This window comes from Bradyrhizobium sp. STM 3843, from assembly GCF_000239815.1.
In the GTDB taxonomy this organism is placed as follows: Bacteria; Pseudomonadota; Alphaproteobacteria; order Rhizobiales; family Xanthobacteraceae; genus Bradyrhizobium.
Genome location: NZ_CAFK01000208.1, coordinates 1 through 20,499 on the forward strand (window position 1 = coordinate 1; position 20,499 = coordinate 20,499).

General features: G+C 64.4%; 20 protein-coding genes. 8 read left to right on the forward strand and 12 right to left on the reverse strand.

Features of this window, described 5'->3' with window-relative positions; all coding sequences use genetic code 11:
• Positions 1 to 158: 158 nt before the first annotated feature.
• The 3 genes from BRAS3843_RS22135 (at position 159) to BRAS3843_RS22145 (ending at position 3,284) form a co-directional block, all read left to right on the forward strand.
• On the forward strand, positions 159 to 1,016 hold the full coding sequence (locus tag BRAS3843_RS22135) for an XdhC/CoxI family protein (RefSeq protein WP_008971285.1): 858 nt from the start codon (positions 159 to 161) through the stop codon (positions 1,014 to 1,016).
• 200 nt (positions 1,017 to 1,216) lie between these two features.
• Entirely contained in the window at positions 1,217 to 2,815 is a 1,599-nt protein-coding gene (locus tag BRAS3843_RS22140; RefSeq protein ID WP_008971286.1) for a flavin monoamine oxidase family protein, read from the forward strand.
• A 13-nt stretch (positions 2,816 to 2,828) separates the two neighbouring features.
• Positions 2,829 to 3,284: a cytochrome c gene (locus tag BRAS3843_RS22145; protein WP_244425447.1), complete on the forward strand. Its 456-nt coding sequence runs from the start codon at positions 2,829 to 2,831 to the stop codon at positions 3,282 to 3,284.
• Positions 3,285 to 3,305: 21 nt separating this feature from the next.
• On the opposite strand, the gene BRAS3843_RS22150 is transcribed toward BRAS3843_RS22145, so the two are convergent.
• Together BRAS3843_RS22150 and BRAS3843_RS22155 are read right to left on the reverse strand one after the other, a co-directional pair.
• Positions 3,306 to 4,904, reverse strand: coding sequence for an FAD-dependent monooxygenase (locus BRAS3843_RS22150; RefSeq protein ID WP_008971288.1), 1,599 nt, complete (start codon positions 4,902 to 4,904; stop codon positions 3,306 to 3,308).
• Positions 4,905 to 4,996: 92 nt separating this feature from the next.
• The gene (locus BRAS3843_RS22155) at positions 4,997 to 5,767 is read right to left on the reverse strand and encodes an IclR family transcriptional regulator (protein WP_008971289.1); all 771 of its coding nucleotides are present in this window, start codon (positions 5,765 to 5,767) and stop codon (positions 4,997 to 4,999) included.
• Between the two features lie 170 nt (positions 5,768 to 5,937).
• On the opposite strand from BRAS3843_RS22155, the gene BRAS3843_RS22160 reads away from it, so the two are divergent.
• Entirely contained in the window at positions 5,938 to 7,281 is a 1,344-nt protein-coding gene (locus BRAS3843_RS22160; RefSeq protein WP_008971290.1) for an MFS transporter, read from the forward strand.
• Between the two features lie 115 nt (positions 7,282 to 7,396).
• Here the strand turns inward: BRAS3843_RS22160 and BRAS3843_RS22165 are convergent, their stop codons facing one another.
• The 9 genes from BRAS3843_RS22165 to lgt form a co-directional block, all read right to left on the reverse strand.
• Positions 7,397 to 8,491: an HWE histidine kinase domain-containing protein gene (locus BRAS3843_RS22165; RefSeq protein WP_008971291.1), complete on the reverse strand. Its 1,095-nt coding sequence runs from the start codon at positions 8,489 to 8,491 to the stop codon at positions 7,397 to 7,399.
• A 281-nt stretch (positions 8,492 to 8,772) separates the two neighbouring features.
• Positions 8,773 to 9,597 carry a carbohydrate ABC transporter permease gene (locus tag BRAS3843_RS22170; protein WP_008971292.1) on the reverse strand — a complete coding sequence of 275 codons (825 nt, stop codon included), beginning with the start codon at positions 9,595 to 9,597 and terminating at the stop codon, positions 8,773 to 8,775.
• Positions 9,594 to 10,532 carry a sugar ABC transporter permease gene (locus tag BRAS3843_RS22175; RefSeq protein WP_008971293.1) on the reverse strand — a complete coding sequence of 313 codons (939 nt, stop codon included), beginning with the start codon at positions 10,530 to 10,532 and terminating at the stop codon, positions 9,594 to 9,596. The genes BRAS3843_RS22170 and BRAS3843_RS22175 overlap by 4 nt, the downstream gene beginning before the upstream one ends.
• Positions 10,529 to 11,848: a sugar ABC transporter substrate-binding protein gene (locus BRAS3843_RS22180; RefSeq protein ID WP_008971294.1), complete on the reverse strand. Its 1,320-nt coding sequence runs from the start codon at positions 11,846 to 11,848 to the stop codon at positions 10,529 to 10,531. Before BRAS3843_RS22180 ends, BRAS3843_RS22175 begins: the two co-directional genes overlap by 4 nt.
• Positions 11,849 to 12,208: 360 nt before the next feature.
• Positions 12,209 to 13,162: a ribose-phosphate pyrophosphokinase gene (locus BRAS3843_RS22185; RefSeq protein ID WP_008971295.1), complete on the reverse strand. Its 954-nt coding sequence runs from the start codon at positions 13,160 to 13,162 to the stop codon at positions 12,209 to 12,211.
• 165 nt (positions 13,163 to 13,327) lie between these two features.
• Complete coding sequence (locus BRAS3843_RS22190; RefSeq protein WP_035982449.1) at positions 13,328 to 13,972, reverse strand: hypothetical protein; 645 nt, start codon at positions 13,970 to 13,972, stop codon at positions 13,328 to 13,330.
• Positions 13,973 to 14,098: 126 nt separating this feature from the next.
• A complete protein-coding gene (gene pgeF, locus BRAS3843_RS22195; RefSeq protein WP_008971297.1) occupies positions 14,099 to 14,866 on the reverse strand; it encodes a peptidoglycan editing factor PgeF in 768 nt (255 codons plus the stop codon).
• Positions 14,866 to 15,987 carry a class I SAM-dependent methyltransferase gene (locus BRAS3843_RS22200; protein WP_008971298.1) on the reverse strand — a complete coding sequence of 374 codons (1,122 nt, stop codon included), beginning with the start codon at positions 15,985 to 15,987 and terminating at the stop codon, positions 14,866 to 14,868. The genes pgeF and BRAS3843_RS22200 overlap by 1 nt, the downstream gene beginning before the upstream one ends.
• On the reverse strand, positions 15,984 to 16,838 hold the full coding sequence (lgt, locus tag BRAS3843_RS22205; protein WP_008971299.1) for a prolipoprotein diacylglyceryl transferase: 855 nt from the start codon (positions 16,836 to 16,838) through the stop codon (positions 15,984 to 15,986). Before lgt ends, BRAS3843_RS22200 begins: the two co-directional genes overlap by 4 nt.
• A gap of 248 nt (positions 16,839 to 17,086) precedes the next feature.
• Here lgt and BRAS3843_RS22210 point away from each other — a divergent pair, with 248 nt between their 5' ends.
• From BRAS3843_RS22210 to ychF, 4 genes are all read left to right on the forward strand, one after another.
• Entirely contained in the window at positions 17,087 to 17,365 is a 279-nt protein-coding gene (locus BRAS3843_RS22210) for an accessory factor UbiK family protein (protein ID WP_008971300.1), read from the forward strand.
• A 233-nt stretch (positions 17,366 to 17,598) separates the two neighbouring features.
• Positions 17,599 to 18,300 carry a 50S ribosomal protein L25/general stress protein Ctc gene (locus BRAS3843_RS22215; protein WP_008971301.1) on the forward strand — a complete coding sequence of 234 codons (702 nt, stop codon included), beginning with the start codon at positions 17,599 to 17,601 and terminating at the stop codon, positions 18,298 to 18,300.
• Between the two features lie 73 nt (positions 18,301 to 18,373).
• Positions 18,374 to 18,979, forward strand: coding sequence for an aminoacyl-tRNA hydrolase (gene pth, locus BRAS3843_RS22220; RefSeq protein WP_008971302.1), 606 nt, complete (start codon positions 18,374 to 18,376; stop codon positions 18,977 to 18,979).
• Between the two features lie 33 nt (positions 18,980 to 19,012).
• A complete protein-coding gene (gene ychF / locus BRAS3843_RS22225; RefSeq protein ID WP_008971303.1) occupies positions 19,013 to 20,110 on the forward strand; it encodes a redox-regulated ATPase YchF in 1,098 nt (365 codons plus the stop codon).
• Positions 20,111 to 20,116: 6 nt separating this feature from the next.
• On the opposite strand, the gene BRAS3843_RS22230 is transcribed toward ychF, so the two are convergent.
• Positions 20,117 to 20,410, reverse strand: a complete 294-nt coding sequence (locus BRAS3843_RS22230) for a DUF4282 domain-containing protein (RefSeq protein WP_035982450.1) — start codon at positions 20,408 to 20,410, stop codon at positions 20,117 to 20,119.
• Between the last annotated feature and the right edge of the window lie 89 nt (positions 20,411 to 20,499).

Here is a 20,499-nt window from a genome sequence, read left to right on the forward strand (position 1 = left end):
TGCTCCCTCCCCCCTTGTGGGGGAGGGCTGGGGAGGGGGGCCTCCAAGCACACCGCCCGTGGCTTACCCCTCTTCCTAACCCTCCCCCACAAGGGGGGAGGGAACGGACCGCTGCCGCTGCAACAGTGCGACCTCCACGTGCTGCATGGGAGGCTCGTATGACCACTGCCCCTGAAGTGCTCGATCTCGCCGCGCAGCTGAAGGCCGCCGAGGAAAGCTTCGTGCTGGCGACCGTCGTGCGCACGGTCTCAGTGACCGCAGCGAAAGCCGGCGCGAAGGCGATTATCCGGCCCGACGGCTCGATCGTCGCGGGCTGGATCGGCGGTGGCTGTGCGAAGGGCGCGGTCTTGAAGGCGGCGCGCGAGGCCCTCGCCGACGGCATCCCGCGCATGGTCTCGGTGCAGCCGGAAAATCTCCTGGCCGAGCTCGGCGTCAAGGCGGGCGAGATTCGCGAAGGCGTGAAGTTCGCCAGTAACATGTGCCCGAGCAAGGGGACGATGGACATCTTCGTCGAGCCGGTGCTGCCGCATCCGTCGCTGGTGATATTCGGTGCAAGCCCGGTTGCGCTCTCGCTGGCGGCGCAAGCCAAGCCGCTCGGCTATCACGTGACGCTGGCCGTGCCCACGTCTGATCTCGTCGCCACCCCAGAGGCCGCCGATATGTTGATCGACGGCTTCGCGCTCGGTCCGTTGGGCGACGCCAAGCGCTTCGTGGTGGTGTCGACGCAGGGCAAGGGTGACGAAGCCGCGCTGCGGGCGGCCGTCGCCACCGAGGCGATCTATCACGCGTTCGTCGGCAGCCGGCGCAAGATGGCCTCACTGCGGGAGAAGTTGATCGCTGACGGCGTCGATCCCAACCGGCTTGATCGCGTCAAGGCGCCGGCCGGCCTCGATCTCGGCGCCATCACGCCGGAGGAGATTGCGATGTCAATCCTGGCGGAGATGACGATTGAGCGGAGGCGGGGGCAGCGCGCTCCCAATCCCGGCCTCGCCGGCGCCGGAGAGCAGCGTGCATAGGGATGACGCCAGCGTCGATTGGTTCAAGAACAATTGACGTCAAACATTACGTCTGCAGCCGCATTCGTCATCGGCTAAGGTCGGTCGCGGGGTAGCATGACGGCCGTCACGCTAGCCCCAAGCCGAGATGACGTTCGATGTCTCAATCAAGGCCGCTCTTTGCTGCGCCGCCAGCATCCGCAAGATCCTGAGGCGCCGAGATGGATGGCAAGCATCATACGCCGATGAGCCGGCGCGATCTGCTGGCGCTGATCGGCACGGTGGCCGGCAGCGCGGCGATGTATCATGCGATGACGAGCCTCGGCTTCGCCGCTGAATCCACCTATAACGGCCCGATCAAGCTCAATGGCGATCCGAACGGCGCCTCCGTCCTGATCCTGGGTGCCGGTCTTGCCGGAATGACTGCGGCATTGGAGCTGCGCAACGCCGGCTACAAAGTCAAAGTGCTCGAATTCAACAGCCGGCCCGGCGGGCGCAACTGGACCCTGCGCGGTGGTGACACCTTCACCGAACTCGGTGGCAACAGCCAGACCTGCGAATTCGCGCCAGGCCTCTACATCAATCCGGGGCCGTGGCGAATTCCATATCACCATCGTGGCGTGCTCGACTATTGCCGGCGCCTCAATGTCGCGCTCGAGCCGTTCATCCAGCTCAACCACAATGCGCTGCTGCATGCCTCGAATGGATTCGGCGGAAAGCCGCAGCGAATCCGCGAGATCCAGGCGGATTTCCACGGCCACGTCTCGGAGCTGCTTGCCAAGGTGACGCAGCAGGGCGCGCTCGATGCCGCCGTCTCGAAGCAGGACAAGGAGATCCTGCTGGCGGCCCTGAGGAGCTGGGGCGCGCTCGACTCCAGCTACGCCTATAAAAGCAGCCTGATCGCGGCAGGGCACCGCGGCTTTGACAAGGCGCCAGGCGGAGGCCGGGGCGCGGCGCCGATCGCGGGGACGCCGATCGAGCTGTCCGACATCCTGCAGTCGCGCCTGTGGCGTTATCTGCAGAGTTTCGCGCAGTTCGATTTCCAGACGACGTTGTTTCAACCGGTCGGCGGCATGGACGCGATCGGCAAGGCTTTCGCGCGCGAGCTCGGCGACCTCATTCACTATAACGCCAGGGTGACACGGATTCAGCAGGGCAGTGATGGGGTCACAGTGACCTATGCCGACACCGACGCGCAGGCCGCGGTCCACCAGGAGAAGGCGGACTGGTGTATCTGCACGATTCCCTTGTCCATCCTCAGCGAGATCGAGATCGACGTCGGTGCGCCGATGCAGGCCGCGATCGAGGCCGTCCCGTACATCGCATCGGTCAAGATCGGCTTGCAGTTCAAGCGGCGCTTCTGGGAGGAGGATGAAGCGATCTATGGCGGCATCAGCTACACCGATCTGCCGATCGGGCAGATCGGCTATCCCTCGATGGACTTCAATCGAAGCGGCCGTGGCGTCCTGCTCGGAGCCTATCTGTATGGCTTGCCGAGCGCCTATGAATTCACGGCCCTGACGCCGCAGGAAAGAATCGCTGATGCGGTGGAGTTCGGTTCGCGGATCCATCCGCAGTACCGCACGGAATTCGAGACCGGCGTTGCGGTCGCCTGGAATCGGATGCCGTTCACGCTCGGCTGCGCCGGCTACTGGACCGAGGCGGCACGCGCGCAGCACTATGACAACCTCTGTCAGATCGACGGCCGGATCGTGCTCGCAGGCGAGCATGTCTCCTACATGCCGGCCTGGCAGGAAGGCGCAATCCTGTCGGCGCTCGATGCGGTCACGCGGCTGCATCAGCGTGTGATGAAGAGCTAGCCGGATGGCTTTGATGAAGGATCATCCACAGCTCATGGCCACGATCCGGCCGCTTGTCGGTGCTGCCGCCATACTGGCCGCCTGCGGCGCGCAAGGCCTCACCCTGCCGGCGTCGAACGCGCAGTCGAACTCAGCGGTACAGGCAGCCCACGTGTTCAGCCCGGGCTACAGGTTCGTCGAGCGAGACGGCGAGAGCCTGTACCGCAACGTCTGCAGCGGCTGCCACATGATGGATGGAACGGGCGGGCGCGGCGCTGGCACCTTCCCGTCGCTTGCCGGAAACGCCAAGCTGCAGGCCGGAGCCTATCCGCTGCATGTCGTCACCCACGGCCAGCACGGCATGCCGCCGCTCGGTGCCTTCATGAGCGATGAGCAGGTCGCCGCCGTCGTCAACTACGTGCGAACGCATTTCGGCAACGACTATCAGGACGCCGTCACCGCCGAGGATGCCAAAGCCGCACGGCCCTGAGAGCGGCGTTGGCTTGTGCCTTTACACGCTTCCGCCGATCGCGCGCCGCAACAGCCGTGTGGTCTCGTCGCCGGACACATCATCGCCTGCCCACGCCACGAACTGGTCGGGCCGCACCAGAATCAGCCGCGCCGCATATCGTTCGCGGCCGTCTGCCGCGGTGTCGTTGATGACCTTGAGCGGCACGCGCAAATCCGCGGCGGCCTGCACGAAGTGGGATGCTGCATCATCCGCGCCGAGCGCGACCAGCGTAAAGCCTTGACCCAATTCCTCGAAGACATTCCTGCCTGATGACAGCGGCTGCGGCGCCAGATGATGGCCGGCACGCGCCGCATAGGCATGGTTGCCGATTGCGCTGCTCACCGCACCCGGCGTCCCCCACACGATCGGCGAGCCTTCATAATTGGGCTCGAACGCGTTCACCTCGGCGCGCGCGCCGGACTGCCGTGCGCACCAGGCCGCTTCGAAATCGGAGCGGTCGCGGGCCGGATCGTGACGGCGGAGGAAGTCGCGGTCGGTCAGGATCGATTGTTCGATGAAGTCACGCGCGGTGGAGGCGAACACCGGCTGCCGCTCGGCGCTGTAGCTGTCGAGCAGGCCGGCGCCGGCCCAGCCTTGTAACTGGGCGGCAAGCTTCCAGGACAGGTTGACGGCATCCTCGAGCCCGCTGTTGACGCCATAGCCGCCATAGGGCGGATGGCTGTGGGCGGCGTCACCGGCGATGAAGATGCGCCCCGCACGATAGCCGTCGGCGATCGCAAAGCGCAGATCCCAGAACCCGATGTGCTCGAATTCGACGTCGAATTCGGCGCCGGCGGCCTCGTGCAGGATGCGCTTGAAATCGAAATTGTCGCGCGTGGTGTCGGCCGGCACCGGCGCGTGGAAGAACCAGGTCGAGCCGAGATCGACGCGGCCGAAGAACTTCCAGTAGCCATCAAGCGCCGGATGCAAGACGTTGTAGAATGATTTGCCGTGGTAACGCGCCAGTAGCTCGTGCAGGCCGGTGGAGCGGAACACTAGCAGCACCATCAGCCGGTCATGGTCGGATCGCGTCTGGGTGATGCCCGCCTGCTCGCGGATCAGCGAGCGGCTGCCGTCGCAGCCGGCCACGTAGTCTGCGCGCAGCGTCCGTGTGCCACCGCTGCGATCGACGATCTCGACCTCCGCACCATCAGCGTCCTGGCTGAGGGACGTGCAGGTCCAGCCGTAGAGCAATTCGATGCCCTGGATCTCGGCGGCGCGCCGCCGCAGCACGGCCTCGGTGGCGTATTGCGGCAGCCGCTCATTGTCGGTGAAGTAGAACGGCCGGACCAGCTCGCGCTGCAGCCAGTCATGACTGTAGCCGCTGAGCAGCGAGCCATAGGCGGTGAGCCCGCCGATGCCGTAGTCGCGCGGAATGGTGCGCGCCGCGCGCAGCGCCTCTTCAGCACCCCAGAGATGGAAATGCTCCATGGTGCGCTGGGTGAGGTTCTGTCCCTTCGGGATCCGCTGCGGCTCCGGGTAGCGCTCGACGACGATCGACTTGATGCCCCGCAGGCCGAGGTCGATCGCGAGCCCGATCCCGACCGGGCCACCGCCGACGATCACCACGGGCGTTGTTGCGTGCGTCATCATCCCCATGCGCGCTCCCTTCGCGCGCCTCGGTCATTCCGGTCTGCCGGGCGCTTCAGTCTTTCACATGCCGTCTGCCAAACAGGGCGTCAATCAAAATCTCACATGTTGAGATTTGAATTAGGTTCGTCGAAGACCTCGGTTCCGATCTGCCGTGCGGCCTCGCGCACCTCCGCGCTGATCCGGTCGATCAATTCGCCACTCGCCTGCTGACCGCCGACGGTGACGCAGAGGCTGGCCACCGGATAGCCGGCGTCAAGAATCGGGGCGGCAATGCCGACCGCGCCCGGCGTCACCTCGCCGAACGCGACCGCGACGCCGGCGCGCCGGATGCGCTTGAACGCCGCCAGGATGTCCTCCGGCGTCGCGCCCACCCCGACCTGGCGGAGATCGTGCGCATAGCGGCTGATCAACGGCACCAGCTGCGGCTTCGGCAGGAATGCCATGATCGAGCGGGCGATCGCGCCGCGCCCCATCGGCATCGGGCGTCCGCGCGGGTAGCTACTGATGGGATTGGGGGCGGAAGATTGCGAGGCCACACACAACATCTTGTCGCCATACCAGCGCACGATCAGCGCGGTGCAGGGATGGGCGGCGGTCAGGCGCGCCAGATGCGGCGCGGCCGTCGCGACCAGGGGATCGGCGCGGCGGCTCAAATAATCCATCTCGACCACGCGCGGACCGAGCGTGAAACGGCCGCCCCGCGTCGACATCAGCAGCCCGATGTCCTTCAGGCTCTTGAGATAGCGGTAGAGCGTCGGCCGGGTATAGCCGAGCTCCCGCATCAGTTCCTCAGGCGTCCAGAGCGGGCGGCTCTCGCTGAACAGGTCGAGCACCGCCAGCACCCGATCCTGACTGTTGGTCTTCTTCAACGCCCGCCTCACCGCATCCCGAGCTGCCGTCCTGATAGCCGCCTTGCTGGTTCGCGAGAACACCCGCGGTCGATGGCTTGTATTCAATGAAATCTCATAATAAGAGATTTGAAACAATAATTGAATGCAGGCCCACGGGATGCCGAAGGCCACGGGGAAGGACGACGCGGATGAATCTTGACGCCAGGGCGAGGGCGACAGCGGCCATTGACGTGCCTGAGACCATCGACCGCCTGCCGGTCGGTCCCTTCCAGATCCGGATGCTCTTGATTTGCGCGGCGGTCTTGTTCGTCGACGGGTTCGACACCCAGGCCATTGGCTATGTCGCGCCGGCGCTGGCGCAGGAATGGAAGCTGGCGCGTGGCGCGCTCGGGCCGGTGTTCAGCGCCGGCCTGTTCGGTCTCATGATCGGGGCGATCCTGTTCGGCACCATCGCCGATCGGATCGGCCGCAAGCGGATCATCGTGCTCAGCACCGCCGCATTTGGTCTCGGCAGCTTGCTGACGATGCTGGCGCAGGATGCGAGCTGGTTGATCGCGTTGCGCTTTCTCACCGGGCTTGGCCTCGGCGGCGCGATGCCGAACGCGGTGGCGCTGACCTCGGAGCTCAGCCCGCACCGCCGCCGCGCCACCATGGTGATGATGATGTTTGCGGGATTCTCGATCGGCGCCGCGCTCGGCGGTCTTGTCGCCGCGGCGCTGATCCCGGCCTTTGGCTGGCGCTCGGTGTTCCTGGTCGGCGGGCTGGTGCCGCTGGTGCTGGCGCCGATCCTCGGCATCGTGCTGCCGGAATCGATCCGCTATCTGGCGCTGGTCGGCGGCCGCGACCACGAGGTGGCCGCGTTGCTGCGGCGTGTCGCGCCGACGATCGAGGTCGCGGCTGACGCTCACTTCGTCGTGCAGGAGCCGAAACTGCCGGGCTTGCCGGTGGCGCATCTGTTCGCCGAGCAGCGCGGCGGGGTCACGCTGCTGCTCTGGGTCGTGTTCTTCATGAGCCTGCTCGACCTCTATCTGTTGTCGAACTGGCTGCCGACCGTGCTCAACGATCTCGGCACCTCGGTGTCGGTTGCGGCTGTCATCGGCGCCATGCTCCAGGTCGGCGGCGTGGTCGGCACCTTCACGCTTGGTCGTGTCATCGACCGCTTCTCCTTCCAGGCGCTGGCGATCGTCTATGTCTGCGCCGCGCTGGCGATCGCGGCGATCGGCTTCACCAGCCATTCGATCGGCTTCGTCACGGTCACGATCTTCGCCGCCGGCTTTTGCATCGTCGGTGGCCAGATCGCCGCCAATGCGCTGACGGCGACTTATTACCCGACCGCGATCCGCTCGACCGGCATGGGCTGGGCGCTCGGCATCGGCCGGATCGGCTCGATCGTCGGACCGCTGGTCGGCGGCGCGATGCTGGCCGCCAGGGTCGGCGTCGACCTGCTGTTCACGGCCGCGGCGCTTCCCGCGCTGATCGCCGCGGCCGCAGCCTTCGCGCTGGTTCGCGCCACGCGGTCTGGTGGAGGGTGAGCGCAGACAGCGCAGTTGAAATCGTAGTTGCTGAATGGATGGTGGCCAAGGGCGCCTCGGCACTGCGCCTGCGATCGCGATGACAGGCGGCTCGGTCTTGCGGCGTTTTCGCCTGTCAGCTCGTGAGTGGCATGTCGAACTTCACTTTCAGCCCGTCGGCAGCGAAGTCGCGCGTGACCGCCCCGCCGAGCGCCGGGCCGAGAATGCGCTCGAACAGCAGCGAGCCGAAACCGTTGCGGGCCGGCGGCGTGACCAGGGGTCCGCCGCTCTCTTGCCATGACAGCTTGAGACGGCCGTCGTCGAGCCTCCAGCCCAGCGTCACGCCGCCGGCATCGTTGGAGAGCGCGCCATACTTCACGGCATTGGTGACGAGCTCATGCAGTCCCATCGAGAGATAAAGCGCGATTCCCGGAGCAAGCTGCACCAAAGGGCCGTCGACCGCGACGCGCTCACATTGCAGCGGCGCCAGCTCGGCCTCCACAAGCTCGTCGAGCGTGATCGCTTCACGACCCCGATCGAGCGCCAGCGCGTGGCTGCGCGTCAGTGCCGCGATGCGGCCGCGCAGCGCCTCGCCGAAATTCACGAACGTCGCGTCGGCGCGGATGCTGAGAGCGATGATGCTGTCGACCAGCGCCAGGGTGTTCTTGACGCGGTGATTAAGCTCATGGACCAGCACGCGATGGTGTTGCTCGACGGTCCGTCGCCGCGCATTCTCGGCGCGCAACGCGATCTCATCCATCACGATCTCGCTGAGCTCGACGAGCTGGGCGATGTCTTCCTCGCTCCAGGCACGCGGGACGTGGTCGATCACATAGAGCGCGCCGATCACCTCGCCTCCCGACAGCTTCAAGGGAACGCCGAGATAGGCGATCACCCCGAGGACAGGCACGGCGAGATGGTTCTTCACCAGAGGATGTTGGCTCGCATCGGAGACGGCCAGCGGCGCTGCCGTGCTCACGACATGCTGGCAGAAGGAGTGATTCAGCGGCGTTTCCCGCAAGGAATTCCACGGCTCACACAGGCCGATGGAGCTCTTGAAGAATTGCCTGTCGCGATCGACCAGAGCGATGATCGCGGCCGGCGCCTGCAAGAGCCGCGTTGCGAGGCGGGTGACACGATCGAAGCCCGGCTCGGGCGGGGTGTCGAGCAGGTCAGTCTGCGACAGGGCAGTCAATCGGTCCGGCGCGGGAGCGTCACGATCGGGAGGCATGCTGGTCTTCGTTGGGCGGTTCAGCCGATGCGGACATGCAGCACGATGACCGAGCCGGATACCCCAGCCGGCATTGGACGGTCGTGCGGCGCGGTTTACTTCGGCTCGAACGAAGCCGGCACGGAAACAGCATGAAACCTTCGAGGCGAGTGTCCCTCGCGTCAAGCACGCGGGTCGAATCTCGGTTCCATGAGAGACACCCAAAAGGCAGAGTATGGCCCGACAAAGGCAGCTCCGCCCTTCATTCGCGTGCTGATGCTGGCATGCCGTATACGCGGCTCTTAGCCGCCTTTGACGGCACCCGCGGTGAGTCCCGCGACGATCTGCCGCTGCGCGAACACGGTCAGCAGCAGCACGGGGAAGGTCACGATCAGCGCGGCGGCGGCCAACGGCCCCCAGCTCAGCTGATCGAATGAGATCATGTTGTAGACGGCGACAGGCAGCGTGCGCGTCTCACGCCCGGCCAGCACGATGCCGAATACGAAGTTGTTCCAGGAGAAGATCACCGAAAGGATGAAGGCCACGGCAAGTCCGGGCTTGGCCACCGGCAGCGCGACGTGGCGGAACACCTGCCATCGCGTGGCGCCGTCGATCCGCGCGGCCTCTTCCAGCTCGAGCGGCGTGGTCTCGAAATAGCCGATCATGATCCAGATCACGATCGGCACGGTGACGACGAGATGGATGATGATCTGCGGCCACAGCGTGCCAAGCAGGCCGAGCCATTGGAACAACAGGAACAGCGGGATCAGATAAGACAGACCGGGCGTAATGCGCGCAACCAGGATCACAATCGCCGATTTGTGCGCGGCCATACGCGCGATGCCATAGCCCGCGGGCACGCCGACCAGCATCGCGAGCAAGGTCGCACCGCCCGTCACCAGCATGCTGTTCGTGAAGTAGGTAAAGAAGCGGTTCGACGACAGCACGTCGGTGTAGTTCTTCCAGGCGAAATGCTCGGGCCAGAACACCGGCGGATAGGCGGCATTGTCGATCTCGAATTTCACCGACAGCGACAGCATCCAGAGAAAGAACAGGATCGCGGGCGAGACGATGATGAACACCGCCAAAGCCAGCGCGAGGCGTCCGAGGATGCCGCGTCCGCTCATGGCTCGTCCCCCAGCGCATTCCACTGCACCCGGCGGCGCAGCACTAGGAGCAGGGCGGTGAGCGCGATGATCAGCACGAAGAAGACGACCGCGATCGCCGAGGCATAGCCGAGGTCGTAATAAACGAAAGCGACGCTGTAGAGATAGAGATTGATGGTCTCCGAGGCCGAGCCCGGGCCGCCTTGAGTGATCGCGAAAATGATGTCGAAGCTCTTCACCGCATCGATGCAGCGGATCATGGCGGCGATGAACAGGAACGGCATGATTAGCGGCAGCGTGATGTAGCGGAACATCTGCCAGGGGCTGGCGCCATCGATCTGCGCGCTCTCATAAGGCTCGGTGGGCAGCGCGGCGATACCGCCGAGCACGATCAGCATCACCAACGGTGTCCATTGCCAGGTCTCGACCAGCACCAGCGAGGGGATCACGGTGGCCGGGTGAAACACCCAGAGCTGCGGCGGCAGACCGACCCGTGACAACAGATAGTTCAGGACCCCGAGCTGTGGGTGGAACATCATGGTCCAGACCAGCGCGATCGCCACCGGCGTTGCCATCATCGGCATGATGAACAGTGCGCGTAGCAGTCCGCGGCCGGGAAACCTGGTGTGGAAGACGACTGCTGCGAAGGTACCCAAGACCAGCGGCAGCAGCACCGAGAGCGCGGTATAGGACAGCGTGTGGCCGACTGACTCGACGAAGCGGGGATCGGCCGGTAGCCGCAGATAGTTGGCGAGCCCGACGAAAACGGTGGGCGCACCGACCTTCCATTCCTGGAAGCTCATCCAGATCGTGAACAGCCAGGGAAAGATGATCACGCCCAGCACGACGACCAGCGCCGGCAGCACGAACGGCCAGTAGGACGGCGGCCGCCATGGCCGCTCCGCCACGGCGGCCTGTGTCGCCGTACCCGAGGCTTGTTCGGCAATCGTGCTCACGCTTTCTCGCTGCGCTCCAGGATCGGGCGATACTGCTCGTGCGCTTTCTTCAGTTCGGTTGCGGGATCGGCGCCGGAGAGCGTGGCCGTCAGCGCGGCGCCGACGATGTCGCGATATTCGGCGACGGGGATCACCACGGGCAGGCCAAGCTTGGAGATCTTGGCGGAGTCGATCGCCGACTGCAGCCATTCCTTCGGCATCTTCACGCCGCTCTGGACCTCGGCATCGTTCAGAATGGAGCTGCGGAACGGCACGCCGCCGCCGGCCTGCAGCAAGCGCGCGCCTTGGGTCTTGGATACGATCCACTGGCAGAGCAGATAGGCCGCCTCCTTGTTCTTGCTGGCGGCCGCGATGCCGATGCCGTCGCCATAGGTGGCGGAATACTGCCCCTTCGGCCCGGCCGGCACCACGGTGTAGCCGACCTTGCCGACCACGCGTGAGGCATTCGGGTCTTCCAGCGGCGGCGCCCAGCCGACGCCGTCGATCCACATCGCCGAGCGACCTTGCGTGAAAGAGGCCATCGACTCCATCCAGTTGAAGCCGGCCACGCCGGGCGGCGCCGAAGTCGTGAGCAGCTTCTGATAGAGCTTTGTCGCGGCGACCGCCTCGGGTCCGTCGCTCAGGATATTGCCTTTGTCGTCAAGGAATTCGCCGCCATAGTTCAGGTAGAAATTGGTCCACAGGGTCATGTTGGCATTGCGCAGGCCGCGGCCGACAAAGCCGAAGGTGCCGTCCTTCGGATCAGTCAGTTTTTGCGCGGCCTCGGCCATTTCGTCGAGCGTCTTCGGTACCGCGACGCCCTTCTTCGCGAACAGCTCCTTGTTGTAGTAGAGGATGAAGTAGTCGACCGACCACGGCAGCGACAGCATACGGCCCTTGTCATTCCTGGCGTAAGTCAGCCCAGCGGCTGAGAAATCGCTTTCGACGAGATCCGGCGCGGTGAGGTTCGGGTCCTTGATGTAGTCCGTGATGTCGGCAAGCCATCCGGCCTTCTCGAACTGCCGCTTCTGCACATGATAGCTCAGGTGAACGACGTCGAAGCTCGGCTTGCCGGAGGAGAGCTCGATCACCACCTTCTGCCGCTGCTGCTGCTCGGGGATCTGCTCGGACTCGACCTCGATGCCGGTCAGCGCGGTGAATTCCTTGAGGTACTTCTGCACATTGTCGCCGCGCGGCCCCTTGATCAGCATCGCCTCGAGCTTGGTGCCGGCATATTTCTTCCACTGCGGCTCGGCCCAGGCAGACCGTCCGGCCAGCGCAAGCGCGCTTGCTGCCGCCGTGCCCGCAAGCATGTTGCGGCGCGTGATCGCTCTCATCGTATCCTCCCCAGGATGCTTTTTCTTACGGGGAAGTCTAACGCGATCCGCCGCCGCCGCAACAGGAGGATCGGAGGTGCGTCATTGGTGCATTGCGACGAAACTCTCAGGGTCACGGCCGCGGCAGAAAAGGCCGGCCGCGTTTCCTGCCGCGCTCATTGTGCTGCGAGGCGCTTCGCAATGGCGGAGAGGGAGCAAGCTGTGCACCACAATCTCAACCGTCATCGTCCGGCTCTGGGCGATCCAGTGCGGGGAGATGGTCGTGATAGATCGAGAAGCTGGGGGGTACTGGATACCGCGCATGCGCGGGGTATGACGAATGAATCTGTAGCGGCGCTGATGGCCGCTTCGAAGGACGGCTCAGTCGAACAGGCTCGAGACCGACTCTTCCGCCGCGGTGCGGCCGATCGCCTCGGCGATCAGCGGCGCAATCGGGAGCGTGCGGATGTTGGGCGCATTACGCACGGCCTCGGTCGGCATGATGGAGTCGGTGATGACGAGCTCCTTCAGCCGCGACGAGGTGATGCGGCTCGCAGCTCCGCCGGACAGCACGCCATGGGTGATGTAGGCGTAGACTTCCTTGGCGCCGTGCTTGAGCAGCGCGTCGGCGGCGTTCACCAGGGTGCCGCCGGAATCGACGATGTCGTCGATCAGGATGCAAGTGCGGCCGGACACGTCGCCGATCACGTTCATCACCTCGGACTCGCCGGGGCGCTCACGGCGCTTGTCGACGATGGCGAGCGGGGTGTTGATGCGCTTGGCAAGCCCGCGGGCGCGCGCCACGCCGCCGACATCGGGCGACACCACCATGAGGGAGGAGAGGTCGAACCGATCCTTGATGTCACGCACCATCAGCGGCGCGGCGTAAAGATTGTCGGTCGGAATGTCGAAGAAGCCCTGGATCTGGCCGGCATGCAGGTCGAGCGTCATGACGCGGTCGACGCCGGCATGGGCGATCAAATTGGCGACGAGCTTGGCCGAGATCGGCGTGCGCGAGCCTGATTTGCGATCCTGCCGCGCATAGCCGAAATAAGGCACCACCGCGGTGATGCGGCGCGCCGAAGCACGGCGCAGCGCATCGGTGATGATCAGCAACTCCATCAGCAGGTCGTTGGCCGGATACGACGTCGATTGCAGGATGAAGACGTCGGAGCCGCGGACGTTCTCCTGGATCTCGACGAAGATCTCCATGTCGGCGAAGCGCCGGACTACGGCTTTGGTGAGCGGCAACCCGAGCTCGGTGGCGATTGCGCTCGCCAGTGCTGGGTTGGAGTTGCCGGCAACCAGTTTGATGGAGCCGTTCTTGGCCGACATCGAGATTTCTCCCCGCGCTTCGCTGGAGACAATATTCAGCATATCGGGCTACCCGTGGAACCGGCAATCTTGCACGGGCGAGGTGATATCAAGGAGATAGCGCGGCTGGCAACCCGCGGAAGACGTTTTCCCGGTCAAAAATGGCTGCGAATTGCGCCGCTTTGGCTAATGGTCGGTGTAGCCGAGGGCCGCGACATTGGTGGTATCGGTCGTGTCGGCCGGAGCGGCCGCCACCGCCGGACCACGCGCCGCCGGTGCGGGCTGGGTCGGATTGTCCGCGGGCGCTGTTCCATTGAGCATGCTGGTGAGCCCGCTGAAGCCGGCCTGCGCAATCTTGCGAAGCACGAGGTCGTCGGCCGCACCCCAGGGATCGCGCACCGCATCCCGTCCGGCGCGTCCGGTCGGCTCCTGGCCCGACAGCCGCAGCGCGCGCTGCTGATTGCGGTCATATACGTCCCAGACCCACGCGATCACGCTCTTGCCGCTGACCACCTGCGCGGAGAGATAGCTGCGCACGCGGTAGGCGGCCGGCGCCTCGCGCGACACGACAGCCAAGCTGCGCAATTTCGATTCGCTATCGAGCACGTTCACCATGCGGTCGAACACTTGCGGCGGCGGGCCATCGATCTGATCGAAGGCGATCGTTGCGGCATCGCTCGGCGCCGTCGTGGTGGCCATCGCGTGGGAATTGCTCGCGCCGTTGCTGGCGCAGCCGCCGAGCGCGCAGACCGACATCATAAGCGTCGCGGCAACGCAAGCGTGCAACGCAGTCCCGCCGAGCCGGTGAAGTAGTAGCGACGCTTCCCTCATCAGTGGGAGCGATATCGTTAAAATCGATTAACGTCTAGGTCGCTGCTGACACAAAGCGGGACAGAACGCAGCTGCTTGTTCAGGAATAGTTAAGCAAGCCAGATGATGTCACAGTTTGGTCCAGCTTCAGCCTTCGAGGACGATCGCGTGCACATGGCGGCCATAATCCGGCTCCTTGCGGTGCACCGAGCGACGGTAGCTGAAGAAGCGTTCGTCGGCATAGGTATCATGGCCGAGATCGTCGATCATGAGCACGCCGGCCTTTTCCAGCCGCATGCGGATGAAGCCGGCGAGATCAAATAACGCGTGTCCCTGGCGTGCCGACGGCAGGAAGAAGATCGTGTTGTCGGCATCGGCGTCGAGAAAACGCTCCACGAATTCGGCGCCGACCTCATAGCTCGGCTGCCGGATCATCGGACCGATGGCGGCGACGATCTGTTGGCGCTCGGCGCCGAGCGTTTCCATGGCATCGAGGGTTGCTTCGAGAACGCCGGTGAGCGCGCCCTTCCAACCGGCATGCGCGGCACCGATCACGCGCCGCGTCGGGTCGACGAACAGGACCGGACCGCAATCGGCGGTGGTGACGCCGATAGCCAGATTTTCGGTACGGGTCACGATGGCGTCGACCTTCGGCCGCACGGGACTGTCCCAAGGACCAGTGGCGACCACCACGTCGGGCGAGTGGACCTGGTGGACGCTCAGGAAATTCTCTGGCGCCACGCCGAGCTGGGTGGCCATACGGCGGCGATTCTCGCGGACATTCTCCGGCACGTCGCTGGAGCCCAACCCGCCGTTCAGTCCGGCATAGATGCCGTCGGACACGCCGCCTTCACGGGTGAAGAAGGCATGCCGCAATCCGGGAACGGCCGAGATCAGATCCGATGATAGTACCATCACGACGCTCCCGCTTCGGTCCTGTCGTCACTGAGCGCCGGCAATACGGGAATCCCGGGATCAGAAACGGCCAGCACCTTGAACAACGAACCCATGCCGCCGCGGCCGCCGCTGATCAGGCGCTTCAGCCCGTTGGCGATGTCCTCGGCGACTTCGAGCGACGCCTTCTGCATCAAGGTCAGCGCACGTGTTTCGATGCCGAGCCGCTGCAGAAACTCGCCCTGGATCACCGGCCCATGCACGCGTGCGCCGACCGCTTCGGCCGCGCGGCCCAAGGCGTCGAAGTCGACATGAGCGGTGATGTCGGCAAGGCCCGGCGTCTTCAGCGGGTCGGCGAAGGTGTGGCGCGCAATAGCCTGGAACGTGTCGCCGACACTGCTGCGGATGTGGCCGTAGTCGATAATGAGCGCGGCGCCGCGCTGATCGCGCACGCGCTTGGCCAGCGCCATGATCTCCGAGTCGGGCCGCCATTCGAAGATGGCGCCGAGGGGTGCCGCGCGGACCAACGGCGGCAGCAGGGTCTCGAAGCCCGGGGTCGGCTCGGCGGCCGCGCCATAGCTGAAGTTCTCGTTGTCATCGAGCTCGATCACGCGCTCGTGCCAGCCGGTCTCGCGGCGGACCATCTGATGGATCGGCAGCACGTCGAAATATTCATTGGCGAAGATCACGCAAGGACCTTCCGGCACTTCGTCGAATCGCTCGTGCCAGTTGATGTTGCGCATACCCGTCAGCATCGCCTTCTGCTTTTCGCGCAGCACTGGATTGATCTCGATCATGTGCACGGAAAGCGTCTGGTACAGCGGCGGCGCCACCCGCAGCGCGCGGAGCGCGTCCGACATCATGGTGCCGCGTCCGGGTCCGAGCTCGATCAGATGGAATTGCTGCGGCGAGCCGATTGCCTTCCACACCGAAGCGGCCCACAGGCCCAACAGCTCGCCGAACATCTGGCTGACTTCCGGCGCCGTGGTGAAGTCGCCCTCGCGGCCCAACGGATCGCGCGAGATGTAGTAGCCATGCTGCGGATGCGAGAGACACAGCTCCATGTAGCGCCACACCGGCATCGGGCCTGACGCCTTGATCAGCCGCTTGATCTCGGTATGCAGCGGGGACAGTTCGATCACGGCTGGGCCTGCAGGGATGGCGCGGCCTGATCTTGCGGCTTGCGCAATGCTCTTATGATCAGGATCGCACCGACGATCAGCATCGGGACCGACAGCAGCATGCCCATGGTCAGCCCGCCCCAGAGAAAGCCGAGCTGCGGGTCCGGTTCGCGGAAATGCTCGCTGGTGATGCGCGCCAGGCCGTAGAGCAGAACAAAGCTACCGAGAGTAAGGCCCGGCCGCTTCAGGGCACCGAACCGGATCAGGATGGCGAGGACGACGAACAGCACGATGCCTTCGAGACCGGCCTCATAGAGCTGGCTCGGATGACGGGGCAGCTGGGTGCGATCATTGGGGAAGATCATGGCCCAAGGCAGGCTGGGATCGGCCGTGCGGCCCCACAATTCGCCGTTGATGAAATTGGCGATGCGGCCAAGAAACAGGCCGATCGGCCCGACCGCGGTGGTGATGTCGCCGAGCGACAGGATCGGCAGGCCGTTGTGGCGGCAGAACAAGATCACCGCGATGACGCAGCCCATGAAACCGCCGTGGAACGACATGCCGCCTTTCCACAATTCGAAGATCTCGAGCGGGTGATCCATGAAAAAAGGCAGGTTGTAGAACAGCACGTAGCCGGTGCGGCCGCCGAGGATGATGCCGAGCGTGACCCACAGGATGAAATCGTCGAGCTGGACCAGCGAGATCGGCGCCGGCCCGCCCCACAGCCGGTCCTTTTTCAGCAGCGAGCGGGCATAGAGCCAGCCGACCACGATGCCGCCGATATAGGCGAGCGCGTACCAGCGGATCGCAAACGGCCCGATTGCGATCGCGACCGGCTCGAAGGCGGGAAGCTTGATGAGGAGAGGTGTCATTCGGAGGCTTTCGTGTACACGGCGCCTGGGGTCGGCTGGTCACCACGGGCTTTCCCTAAGCCCTGCCAGATGTACATGCTTCAGCGCACCCTGCCTGATGGACGATTGGATCGCGCGATAGCCGGGATCTGTCGTGCAATCAATACGATGACAAGGAAACCGCGGCATGACAAGACGAGCTGCACCTTGATCGAACGCATTTGGATCGCCATTGTGTGATCGGGCCCGGAGCGGAAGCGGAGTTTCTTATGACCCAGACCACCAATCGGTTTTTCGACGAACTTGGTCGACTGATGAACGACGCCGCGGGCGCAGCCCAAGGCATGAAGCGCGAGGTCGATACGGTGATCCGCAACCAGGCCGAGAAGATCCTGAACGACCTCGATATCGTCAAGCGCGAGGAGTTCGAGGCGGTCAAGGAGATGGCGCGTCTGGCGCGCGAGGAGAATGAGGCGCTGAAGGCGCGGATTGCCGTGCTGGAAGGCAAGCTCGGGGGTGGGCAGCCGGGGCCGGCATCGGGAGCGTGAGGACGGACGGCTAAAGGAGCGAGGGGTTTGCCGGGCCCGGGACATGCCGTAGACAGGGCCCCGAGCGGGGAAATAGCGCGCAAGAAAATCCTTTCATTTCCTTGTCATTTTGCCGCTTTGCGGCTAGAACGCCGCCACGTCCGCGGCCCCCGCACCCCTGGAGGCTTGCCGCTGGACTTGCGAGAACGGGCCGCGTTGCGGCCTTTAACTTTTTAAAACAAGGACTTAGCAAGATGGCGACCGTCAGAGAACTGAAGGCGACCGCCCGTCCGTCAGTCGGCAAGGGGGCCGCACGGGCAGAGCGTCGCGCCGGGAGAGTGCCCGGAGTGATTTATGGAGATAACCAGCCCCCGCTGCCGATCTCGGTCGAGGACCGTGAACTGCGCCAGCGCATCGGCGCCGGCCGGTTTCTGACGACCATTTTCGACATCAGCCTGGACGGCAAGAAGCATCGCGTGATTCCGCGCGACTTCCACCTCGATCCGGTGAAGGATTTCCCGCTCCATGTCGATTTCATGCGGCTCGGGCAGGGCGCGACCATCCGCGTCAGCGTGCCGCTGCACGTCGTCAATGCGGAGACCTCGCCCGGCGTGAAGCGCGGCGGCACGGTCAACATCGTCACCCATACACTTGAGCTCGAATGTCTGGCGGAAAACATTCCGCAATACATCGAGGCCGATGTTGGCGGGCTCGAAATCAACAACTCGCTGCACATGTCGGACGTCAAGCTGCCGACCGGCGTCAAGCCGCTGCGCGGGGACGCCACGCTGGTGACCATCGTGCCGCCGTCCGGTTACGCCGACGAGCAGAAGGCTGCTGGCGCTGCCGCCGCTGCTGCGGGTACTGCTGCTCCGGCCGCTGCGGCTCCGGCTGCCGCTGCCAAGGCCCCGGCTGCTGCCGCCAAGGCGCCCGCCGGCGGCGACAAGAAGAAGTAGCCTGTATGTTTTCTGAAGCTCGCGACACCCTCGCGAGCTTCAGAGCATTGGCCTAAAGCGCGGATGCCGCGTCATGCTGCTGTTTGTCGGACTCGGCAATCCCGGCGCGAAATATGCGCGCAACCGGCACAATATCGGCTTCATGGTCGCCGACGCGATCGCGCGGCGTCATGGCTTTTCGCCTTGGCACAGGCGTTTTCAGGGCGAGACCTCGGAGGGCACGCTCGACACCGAGCGGGTGATCCTGTTGAAGCCTACGACCTACATGAACGAGTCCGGCCGCGCCGTGCAGGAAGCCGTGAACTTTTTCAAGATTGGCGCCGGTGATGTCACCGTGTTTCAGGACGAGCTCGAACTCGCTCCCGGCAAGCTGCGCGTCAAGGTGGGCGGCGGGATCGCCGGCCACAATGGCCTACGCTCGATCTCGGCGCATATCGGCAACGACTATCGCCGGGTGCGGCTTGGCATCGGTCATCCCGGCGTCAAGGAATTGGTGCACGGCCATGTGCTGTCGGACTTTGCCAAAGCCGATATGCCGTGGGTCGAGGCGCTGTGTGAGGCGGTCGCCGACAATGCAGGGCTGTTGACCGGCGGACGCGACTCCACCTTCGCCAACAAGGTGCACCTGGCGCTGCAGTCCAAAGGTTTTTTGGAGAAGGGTGATGCCGGCGCTGCATGATGCGCGCCCGGCCAAAGCAATTCGGGACGGATTATGGGATTTAAATGCGGAATCGTCGGGCTGCCCAATGTCGGCAAATCGACGCTGTTCAACGCGCTGACGGAGACGGCGGCGGCGCAGGCGGCCAACTACCCGTTCTGCACCATCGAGCCGAATGTCGGCGAGGTCGCCGTCCCCGATCCGCGACTCGATAAGCTCGCAGCGATTGCCAAATCCGGGCAGATCATTCCGACCCGGCTGACCTTCGTTGACATTGCGGGTCTGGTGCGCGGCGCTTCGAAAGGTGAAGGCCTGGGCAACCAGTTCCTTGCCAATATCCGCGAGGTCGATGCGATCGCGCATGTCGTGCGGTGTTTCGAGGACTCCGACATCACCCATGTCGAGGGCAAGATCGCGCCGCTTGCTGATATCGAGACCATCGAGACCGAGCTGATGCTCGCCGATCTCGACAGCCTCGAAAAGCGCGTCGACAATCTCGCCAAGAAGGCCAAGGGCAACGACAAGGATGCCAAGGAGCAGTACGAGCTCGTCACGCGGGCGCTCGAGCTGCTGCGTGACGGCAAGCCAGCTCGGCTCCTGGAACGTAAGGCGGAGGAGGAGCGTGCCTTCGGCATGCTGGGCCTTTTGACCTCCAAGCCGGTGCTCTATGTCTGCAATGTCGAGGAGAGTTCGGCCAAGAACGGCAACAGCTTCTCGCGGCAGGTGTTCGAGAACGCCGAAAAGGAAGGCGCGGTCGCCGTCGTGATCTCGGCCAAGATCGAATCTGAGATTGCGACCTTGTCGCGCGAGGAGCGGACCGAGTTTCTCGATACGCTAGGTCTCGAGGAAGCCGGCCTCGATCGGCTGATCCGCGCCGGCTATCAGCTGCTCGATCTCATTACTTATTTCACGGTCGGCCCGAAGGAAGCCCGCGCCTGGACCATTCACCGCGGCACCAAGGCGCCGGCGGCGGCCGGCGTGATCCATACCGACTTCGAAAAGGGCTTCATCCGCGCCGAGACCATCGCCTATGCCGATTATGTCGCGTTCAACGGCGAAGCCGGCGCGCGCGAGGCGGGCAAGCTCCGGCTCGAGGGCAAGGAATACGTCGTCGCCGACGGCGATGTGATGCATTTCCGTTTCAATACGTAAACACCGTCAGTGCATCCGGCCCTGGTCGCGGATCGCGCCGAGATGCTCATTGATGCGGAAGACGATCAGGACAAACTCGGCGATGATGCGCGAGAACACGATGCCGACGATCACGCCGGCAATCGATGACAAGAGCATCAGGAAGCCGCCGAACGGGCTGATCGCCATTGCAGCGAGCCCGGAGAAGATTCCGGACACGCCGAACAGGATCACGAGCGCAATCACGAGCCAGTAGAACGTCTTGATGATCGCCGGTGTGATGAAGCGGTCCCACTGAAACAAATCGCGAAATTCGAACATCGTTAACTCCCCCAGCCCGAGTCGAATGTGGACCAGGATTTGGTCCGAATGCCCACCCTGCGCATCTGTCCCAACCTCGTGTCCAGGTC